The organism is Streptomyces sp. LS1784 (assembly GCF_020103755.1).
Taxonomy (GTDB): Bacteria; Actinomycetota; Actinomycetes; order Streptomycetales; family Streptomycetaceae; genus Kitasatospora.
Window position 1 is genome coordinate 20272 of record NZ_JAHSQD010000037.1, and the last position, 8122, is coordinate 28393.

An 8122-nucleotide genomic window follows, 5' to 3' on the forward strand; every position below is an offset into this window, starting at 1 on the left:
CATGGGCGACGTCCGTAACGTGATCATCATCGGTTCCGGCCCGGCCGGGTACACGGCTGCGCTCTACACGGCCCGTGCCTCCCTCAAGCCGCTGGTCTTCGAGGGGGCCGTCACCGCCGGTGGTGCGCTGATGAACACCACCGAGGTCGAGAACTTCCCGGGTTTCCGGGACGGCATCATGGCCCCGAGCTGATGGACAACACGCGGGCCCAGGCCGAGCGCTTCGGCGCCGAGCTGATCCCCGACGACATCGTCGCGGTCGACCTCACCGGTGACATCAAGACCGTCACCGACTCCGAGGGCAACGTGCACAAGGCGCGTGCCGTGATCGTCACCACCGGCTCCCAGCACCGCAAGCTCGGCCTGCCGAACGAGGACAAGCTCTCCGGCCGTGGCGTCTCCTCGGGCCGCGACTGGAGGTGGACTGGTCCCGGTGCGCAGGGCACGGCCTGTGTGCCGTCGTGGCGCCCGGGCTGGTTCGGCTCGGCCCGCACGGCTACCCCGCGTCGACCTCGATGCCCGTCGCGCCGTGGCAGCAGCACGCTGCGCGCCGGGTGGTGAGCCAGTGCCCCGCTCTGGCGTTGCGGCTGGACCGGCGCGGCTGAGGTGACGGGTGGTCAGCCCGCCGCCGACAGGGCTTCGGTCGGGTGCAGCCGGGCGGCGCGGTCGGCCGGGTAGAGGCCTGCCAGGAGCCCGATGAGCAGGGTCGCGCCGAGCCCTCCGACGGGTGCCCACAGCGGGATCACCGTGGTCCATCCCTGGGCCGTCGCGAAGCCGGCCGTGGCCAGTGCGCCGAGAACCGTGCCCGCTGCCCCGCCCATAGCTGACAGCAGCAGCGCCTCGGTGAGGAACTGGAGGCGGATGTGGCCGCGGGTCGCGCCCAGTGAGCGACGCAGGCCGATCTCGGCCCGGCGTTCGAGTACCGAGATCACCATGGTGTTGGCGATGCCGACCCCACCGACCAGCAGCGCCACCGTGCCCAGTCCCAGCATGAGGGTGGTCAGGCCCTTGTCGGCGGCGGCCTTCGCGGCGAGCGCGTCAGAGGGGCGGGAGACCCTGACCGTGCCCTCGTTGCCGGGGTTGACGGTACGGGCGAGCACCGCGCGTACCGCCTCCACCGAGGCGTCGCTGGAGCGTTCGAAGACCGTGGTGGGGTGGCCGTCGAAGCCGAAGTACCGTTCGGCGGTGGGGAATCCGACGAGCGCGACCCGGTCGAGGGTCGGGACCAGCTCGACGGGTTCGAGGATGCCGACGATGACGAACTGCCGGTCGTTCATCATGATCGTCTCGCCGGGGGCGGTGATTCCCAGTCGTTCGGCGGCGATCGCACCCAGCACGGTGACCGGCAGCCCTTCACCGGTGCCGTCGAGCCAGACGCCCCGGGCTGTGCGGGCGCCGAGGGCCTCCAGCAGATCGGTACGGGCGGCCTGGGCGGTGACCCCTGCGGTCTGCTCCTCGGGGACGACCGCGCTGCGGCGGATACGGACGTCGAGGTCGGCGGTCGCGGTCGCGTGCTGGACCGCACCGATCCGCTCGACCATGGCGGTGGCCGTCTTCGGGAGTTTCACCTCCTGGCCGAGCGCGTCCTTCCCGGCCTCGGCGGTGAGCAGGTTGGTGCCCAGCCGGTCGAGCCGTTCCATCAGGTCGGCGCGGCTGGAGGTGGACAGACCGACCACGGCGACCATGGTCGCGATGCCGATGGCGATACCGAGCGCGGAGAGCACGACCCGGGCACGCCGGGCGCGCAGACCGACGGCCCCGACCCGGAGGATGTCGAGCGCGTTCACCGGGTGGCTCCCCGCTCGTCGGCGACGATCTCACCGTCGCGGAAGCGGATCCGCCGTGGCAGCGACGCGGCGATCTCGTTGTCGTGGGTGATCACGCAGATCGTCGTTCCGGCCGCGTTGAGCTCGTGGATGAGCTCCATGACGAGCTCGCCCGACGCCGTGTCCAGCGCACCGGTCGGCTCGTCGGCGAGCAGTAGCGCGGGTTCGCCGACCACCGCACGGGCGATGGCCACCCGCTGCTTCTCTCCGCCGGAGAGCTGGTGGGGGCGGTGGTCCAGCCGGTGTCCCAGGCGTACTCGTTCCAGCGCGGCCCGGGCCCGGGCGCGCCGTTCCCGTAGCGGAACTCCCGTGTAGAGCAGCCCGTCGGCGACGTTGTCCACCGCGTTTCGCCCGGCCGCCAGGTGGAAGTGCTGGAAGACGAAGCCGATCCGGCGGGCACGCAGCGCCGAGAGCCGGCTGTCGGAGAGTGCGGCGACCTCCTGCCCGGCGACCCGTACGGTGCCGGAGGTCGGACGGTCGAGGGTGCCGATCAGGTTGAGGAGGGTGGACTTCCCGGAACCGGAGGGCCCCACGATCGCGACGAGTTCGCCCTGGTCGATCCTGAGGTCGACACCGCGCAGGGCGTGCACCTCGCCGGGGTAGGTCCGGACCGCGCCCATCAGTTCGACCACGGGGGTGGTCGGGGGCAGGGTCACCGTTTCGGCCTGGGGTGGGGTCACTGCTTCGCCACCCCGACCTTCATGCCCGCCCGGAGTTCCTCGCCCTGGACCTCGATCCGGCCGTCGGCGGTCATCCCGGTGGTGACCCGTACGGTCCTCACGGTGTCGCCCTGGACCACCTGGAGTCCGTAGCCGCCGTTCTCCCCGCGCAGGGCGACGACCGCTTCGACGGGAACGGTGAGGACGTCCCGGTGCGCCTCGCTGACGAACTTCACCGTCGCCGTGGCCGTCGCCGGCCCGCCCTCGGACGTACTGGGCGAGCCGTCCAGGGTGATCTCGACGGTGATCCCGTCACCGTTCCTGCCCGGAGCGGAGGGCTCGGCGGTCTCGGGGCGGACCGTTCCTGAGACCTTGCCCGGGAGTGTGGTTCCGTCTGCCAGGGTGACCTCGACCCTGGTGTCGGGGGCGGTCAGCGGGGCGTCGCCCTGGTCGAGCCGGGCTCGCACGACGGGCCGGACGGACGCGACGGTGAGGATCGCCTTGTCCGGGCCGACCCGGTCGGCGAGCGCCGCGTCGGCCGTGACCACCTTGAGCCGTTCGGGCTGGAAGACCACGTCTCCTCTGCCGACCGTGCCGGTCGTCTCGCGGTTCAGCGACTTCTGCCAGCGTTTGACGGCCGCCTCGGTGGCCTGGTCGAAGTGGACGTCGATGTGGAGGCCGGCCCCGAAGCCCAGGTCGCGCAGGTTGCGTTCCAGCTGGAGCACATCCGAACCGCTGTCGCCCGTCTTCAGATCGCGGTACATCGGCACCTGTCCGTACAGCAGGGTGACCGGCCGGTCGTCGAGCCGGTACAGCTCCTGGCCCGCGCTGACCGTGCTGCCGGGCTTCGCCGCGACGGTGACGGTGCCCTCGACGGCCGCCTTCACCGTCCGCCGCCCGGCGAAGTCCAGCTGCCCGTCGACGTTCTTGCTGCGGACGAGGTCGGTACGGGTGATCTCGGTGGTGGCGGGCGGCAACCGGTCCTTCCCGGTACCCGTGCCGGTGGTTCGGTGGCCGGTCGTTCCGGCGCCCACCGCCACCACACCGGCCAGTGCGGCCGTGGTCGCGACCGTGGCGAGCAGGAGCCCTCTGGAGCGCTTCACTGCATGCCGTCCAGGCCGTCGAGCAGCTTGTCCTTGCAGGCCTGGCGGGCTTGCTTGTAGGCGGCGGAGCCGCGATCGAGCGAGGGGTTGACCGGATCGGGTTCGCCGCCGGGCAGGACGTTGCCGTGAGACATGGTCGGGTTGGTGAACCGGGACACGCCGTTCTCGCGCATGCACTTGGCGTGCGCGAGCATCGACTCGAAGTCCTTCTGGGCGTCCCGCTTGGGCTCCAGGTTCATCGCGGCCATCATCTCGGGCGCGCAGACGCCGTTCCTGCCACCCTTCTGCTCCTCCCCGTGGCCGCTCGGGTCGGCGATCTCGGCGATCCTGCTCCAGTCCAGGTGGCCGCTGAGCTTGGGATCGGGGAACTCCTTGACCCCGCCCTTGGTGCGCATGCACCGGACGTAGGTCAGCTGGGCGTCGTAGAAGGCGCTCTTGCCGCCGTTGCCGGGCCCGGCGGTCGTCGGCGCCGGGCTGCCGGCGGAGGCGGTGGTGGTCTCCGGGGCCTCGGCGATGCCGTCCGCCTTGCCGCCGCCCCCCTCGCCGCAGGCGGCTACGAGGGCGAGGACGGGGAGGACGGCGAGGACGGCCAGACGCGGCCGGATGCTTCTCGTGTTCATGGCGACCACTGTCGGCGTGGCACATGGTGAGCCATGCATGAGCACATGATGGGAAGGTAACAATGCCTGACGAGCTTCGATCGGCTGCCCGGACCGGCACTGAAGCGGACAAATCTCACCCATAATCGTCACCATGCCGCATGTTCTGCTGATCGAGGACGACGCCTCCGTACGCGACGGAATGGAGCTCGTCCTGCGCCGCCACCGGTACGAGGTCGATGTCGCGGCCAGTGGCGAGGAGGCCCTCGCACTGCTGGACGGGCCGGACGGCGGGCGAATAGAGCTGGCAGTGGTGGACCTCATGCTCCCCGGATTCGACGGCTTCGAGGTCTGCCGGCGGATCCGGGCGCGATCCACCATGCCGCTGATCATGCTGACCGCGCGCGGCGACGACCACGACGTGGTGACCGGCCTGGAGGCGGGCGCCGACGACTACGTGGTCAAGCCGGTAACGGCCCCGGTGCTGGAGGCCCGGATCAGGGCGGCGCTGCGGCGGGCCGATCCCGCGCTCCGGACCGGGCAGCGGCCCCGTGTCGAGGAGCATGCGGGCCTGGGCCTCGACCGCGCCGCGCTGACCGTCACCAAGTACGGCGCGCCGATCGCCCTGCCGCCCGTCGAACTGCGGCTGCTGCTGCAGCTCTCGGCGTCGGCGGGCCAGGTGTTCAGCCGGGAGCAGTTGCTCGAATCCGTGTGGGAGCACGGCTTCCTGGGCGACTCGCGCCTGGTGGACGCGGCCGTGGCACGGCTACGGGTCAAGATCGAGGACGTCCCGGCGAGACCGCGCTACATCCAGACGGTCCGGGGCTTCGGCTACCGCTTCGGACCGCTGTGAGGGTGTTCGCGGGCCTGCGGACCAGGCTGCTGGCCGCCTTCGTGCTCATCGCGCTGGGCAGCGCGGCCACGGCGACCGCGCTGGCGTACCGCGACGCGCGTACCGCCGTACTGCAACGCGCTCAGGACACCACGACGGCGGACTTCCGCTCACGGGTGAGCGAGGTCGCAGCGGAGTTCGACGTGCCGCCGGACCAATCCTCACTCACCGTGTTCGCCGACCGGGTGGCGCAGGGACTGCGAGGCGGGACGAAGGTGGTGGCGGTGTACGGGGAACTGACCGGGACCTCGGACACGCGGACCGACCCGTCGCGGATCCCCCCGGAACTGCGGACCGCGGTTCACGAGGGCGCGAAGCTGAAGCTCCAGCGGACCAGCCGGCAGGGCGAGCCGTACCTGGTGGTCGGCACACCGGTCACCTTCACCGAGGACGGACGGGCATCCGGTCTGGAGGCGTTCGCGATCACCTCGCTGCGGGCCGAACGGGACGACACGGCCGCACTCCTGAGGAACGTCAGCCGGGGCCTGTGGCCGGCCCTGCTGGTAGCGGTGGCCCTGGCGCTGCTGGCGGCCCGGACCGTACTGCGGCCGGTGCGCGTTCTCTCGCGCGCCACCCGAGACCTGGCGACCGGCCGGCTCACCAGCCGCGCGGTGGTCCAGGGCAGGGATGAACTCGCAGATCTGGCAAGGACGTTCAACGCCACCGCGAGCGCGCTCCAGGCCTCGGACCGGGAGCTGCGCGAACAGGAGGCCAAAGCCCGGCGCTTCGTCGCGGACGTCTCGCACGAACTGCGCACCCCACTGGCGGCGATGACGATGGTGACGACGGTACTGGACGAGGAAGCGGCCGCGGGACACCTGCCGCCGGACGCCGCGACGGCGGCCCGGACAGTGAGCGCGGAGACCGCGCGGCTTGCCCGGCTGGTGGAGGATCTGATGGAGATCTCCCGGTTCGACGCCAAAGCGGCCCGACTGAACGCGACGGAGACCGACCTGGCCGCCGCCGTGCGCGCCTCGCTGGCACTGCGCGGCTGGACCCCCGAGGTCCACACCGAACTCCCTTCCGACGCACGGGCGGTGGTCGACCGGCGGCGGATCGACCTGGTGGTGGCGAACCTGGTCGGCAACGCACTACGGCACGGCGCACCGCCGGTCGAGCTGGTGCTGACCTCCGACGGCGGCGAGGTGACGCTGTCGGTCCGGGATCACGGCCCCGGGCTGGCACCCGACGTTCTCCCGCACGTCTTCGACCGCTTCTACAAAGCGGATTCGGCCCGCACCCGGTCACAGGGAAGCGGTCTCGGCATGGCGATCGCACTGGAGAACGCGCGGCTGCACGGCGGCACGATCGAGGTGTCCAACGCCCCGGACGGCGGCGCGGTCTTCATCCTGCGCCTGCCCCGTACGGGAACCGCCGAATGAGCGGATCATGCCGAATCCGGGCCGCGCTCACCGCAGGGGCGCTGCTCCTGCTCGCCGGATGCGGCATACCGTCCACCGGGGTCCCGCCCACCGGAGTGCTGGACGGCGGCCCGGCGGCCTCCGGCCTGACCACGGGGCTACGCCTCTACTTCGTCGGCGACGACGGATTGCGCGGGGTGGCCCGGCCCGGCGTCCGGGTGCAGCAGCTCGATGACGTGTTCAAGCTGCTCGCCGAAGGGCCTTCCCCCGCGGAGCAACGCGCCGGACTCACCACTGTGGTGTGGGCCGGCCCGTACACGGCCAAGGGCGACGGGCGGCAGGTGACCGTCCGCGCGCCTGGGATCTCCTTCGAGCCGGGGCGCGACCAGAAGGCGAACGGCCAACTGGTGTGCAGCCTCGCTCGGGCCCAGTCGCTACTGGCCGACGGCGTTCGGCCGAACGACGTACAGGTGACGCTCGTCGGATCCGGCCGGTCGGTCGGGCCCTTCCCGTGCTCGTACTACCTCGGCGGGTGAAGTCGCTGCGGTGGCCGCCCGGCCGAACGGCCCCCGGCTCTCCCGAGCGCACCGTCGGGCGAGCGGCCAAGCGGTGCCGACGTCAGTACTGCGTTGACTTGCCAGGCGGTTCGAGAACGGAGCCGGATGTCGTTCTCGTTCGGGTTGGCTCTTGTGGAACCGTCGCCGGTGTCGAAGCCCCATCGGGAATCGGTTCACCGCGCGGAGGCTGTCGGCGCCGCAGTGCTTGACGATCGCCTTGGTGGGAGCCGGCGCGGGACTGCGCGGACGAGCGGAGCAGGGCAGGGACGACGGGGGAGCCCTCACCTTGGCCGCCGGCTCCAGGGCGCCGACCTGCCTGACGTTCTGCCCGGCCCTCCGGTGATTCGCGCATGCATATTGTGCGGCTGGGTGGCAGCGTGGATGCCTCAAGATCCGGATGCGCGCGGACGGCCTGGATGCATGAGATGGACAGCCACGCCCTTGGGAACACGACACCGGGCGGACCGGGGGAACACCGGTCCGCCCGGGGTCGGCTGCGCTCGCGGCTGTGGGTGCGCAGTGTCGCCGGGCAGGTGTTCCTGTGGATGCTGGTCGTGGTGGTGCTGCTGGTCGGCGCCGCGCTGACGGCACTCATCCTGCAGGCCCGGAGCTATGCCACGAGTGATGCCGAGAACCGCACACGCGCCGCGGCCATCACCTTGGCGCAGGCCCCTACAGTGGCGGCTGCTCTCGACAGTGCCGATCCGACCACGGTGCTGCAGCCGCTGGCCGTGGACGTGCAGAAGAGCGGCGGCTTCGACTACGTCGTGATTTTCGGCACCAACGGGATCCGCTACGCCTCCACCGACCATCCCGAGCTGATCGGACAGCACGTCTACGGCTCCTACCAGGGGGCCCTGAAGGGGCCGGTCACCACGACCGAGACCACACCGCTGGGACATGACATGGACACCGTCGCGCCGGTTTCCAGGCAGGATGGTTCGGTCGCCGGCCTGGTCTCGGTGGGCCACTCCGTCAAGAACGCAACCAGCGCGGCGGCCCGACAGCTGCCGGTCCTGGTCGGCGGCGCGGTGGCCGCGGTCGCTGTGGGTACGGGCGGGGCGGTGCTGGTGCGGCGGCGGCTGCGCCGCCAGACGCACGGGCTGGGCCCGGCCGAGATGACGC

General features: G+C 71.6%; 8 protein-coding genes and 2 pseudogenes. 6 read left to right on the forward strand and 4 right to left on the reverse strand.

Going from position 1 to position 8122, the window contains the following annotated elements; all coding sequences use genetic code 11:
* Position 1 precedes the first annotated feature (1 nt).
* Positions 2-402: pseudogene (locus tag KS423_RS07585) on the forward strand (NAD(P)/FAD-dependent oxidoreductase); the annotation flags it as partial.
* 59 nt (positions 403-461) lie between these two features.
* Entirely contained in the window at positions 462-605 is a 144-nt protein-coding gene (locus tag KS423_RS48430; RefSeq protein WP_374119914.1) for a hypothetical protein, read from the forward strand.
* 12 nt (positions 606-617) lie between these two features.
* Here KS423_RS48430 and KS423_RS07595 read toward each other — a convergent pair whose 3' ends face one another.
* Genes KS423_RS07595 through KS423_RS07610 form a run of 4 tightly spaced genes read right to left on the reverse strand, consistent with a single transcriptional unit; the run spans position 618 to position 4208 of the window.
* Positions 618-1787 carry an ABC transporter permease gene (locus KS423_RS07595; protein ID WP_224276434.1) on the reverse strand — a complete coding sequence of 390 codons (1170 nt, stop codon included), beginning with the start codon at positions 1785-1787 and terminating at the stop codon, positions 618-620.
* Positions 1784-2446 (reverse strand): ABC transporter ATP-binding protein, encoded by a 663-nt coding sequence (locus KS423_RS07600; protein ID WP_224276446.1) that lies wholly within the window; start codon positions 2444-2446, stop codon positions 1784-1786. The genes KS423_RS07595 and KS423_RS07600 overlap by 4 nt, the downstream gene beginning before the upstream one ends.
* 56 nt (positions 2447-2502) lie before the next feature.
* Positions 2503-3588 (reverse strand): peptidoglycan-binding protein, encoded by a 1086-nt coding sequence (locus KS423_RS07605; RefSeq protein WP_224276436.1) that lies wholly within the window; start codon positions 3586-3588, stop codon positions 2503-2505.
* Complete coding sequence (locus tag KS423_RS07610; protein ID WP_224276438.1) at positions 3585-4208, reverse strand: hypothetical protein; 624 nt, start codon at positions 4206-4208, stop codon at positions 3585-3587. The genes KS423_RS07605 and KS423_RS07610 overlap by 4 nt, the downstream gene beginning before the upstream one ends.
* 133 nt (positions 4209-4341) lie before the next feature.
* Between KS423_RS07610 and KS423_RS07615 the strand changes: the two genes are divergently transcribed.
* The 4 genes and pseudogenes from KS423_RS07615 to KS423_RS07630 all read left to right on the forward strand — a co-directional run.
* Entirely contained in the window at positions 4342-5040 is a 699-nt protein-coding gene (locus KS423_RS07615; RefSeq protein WP_224276440.1) for a response regulator transcription factor, read from the forward strand.
* Positions 5037-6461, forward strand: a complete 1425-nt coding sequence (locus KS423_RS07620; RefSeq protein WP_224276442.1) for a HAMP domain-containing sensor histidine kinase — start codon at positions 5037-5039, stop codon at positions 6459-6461. Before KS423_RS07615 ends, KS423_RS07620 begins: the two co-directional genes overlap by 4 nt.
* The gene (locus tag KS423_RS07625) at positions 6458-6976 is read left to right on the forward strand and encodes a hypothetical protein (RefSeq protein ID WP_224276444.1); all 519 of its coding nucleotides are present in this window, start codon (positions 6458-6460) and stop codon (positions 6974-6976) included. Before KS423_RS07620 ends, KS423_RS07625 begins: the two co-directional genes overlap by 4 nt.
* Before the next feature lie 566 nt (positions 6977-7542).
* Positions 7543-8122 (forward strand): annotated as a pseudogene (locus KS423_RS07630) (histidine kinase); the annotation flags it as partial.

Bases quoted from the DNA above. Each gene is read 5' to 3' on its own strand.
- KS423_RS07625 (WP_224276444.1), top strand. From the start codon at position 6,458: ATGAGCGGATCATGCCGAATCCGGGCCGCGCTCACCGCAGGGGCGCTG.
- KS423_RS07600 (WP_224276446.1), bottom strand. From the start codon at position 2,446: ATGGGCGCGGTCCGGACCTACCCCGGCGAGGTGCACGCCCTGCGCGGT.
- KS423_RS07610 (WP_224276438.1), bottom strand. From the start codon at position 4,208: ATGAACACGAGAAGCATCCGGCCGCGTCTGGCCGTCCTCGCCGTCCTC.
- KS423_RS07615 (WP_224276440.1), top strand. From the start codon at position 4,342: ATGCCGCATGTTCTGCTGATCGAGGACGACGCCTCCGTACGCGACGGA.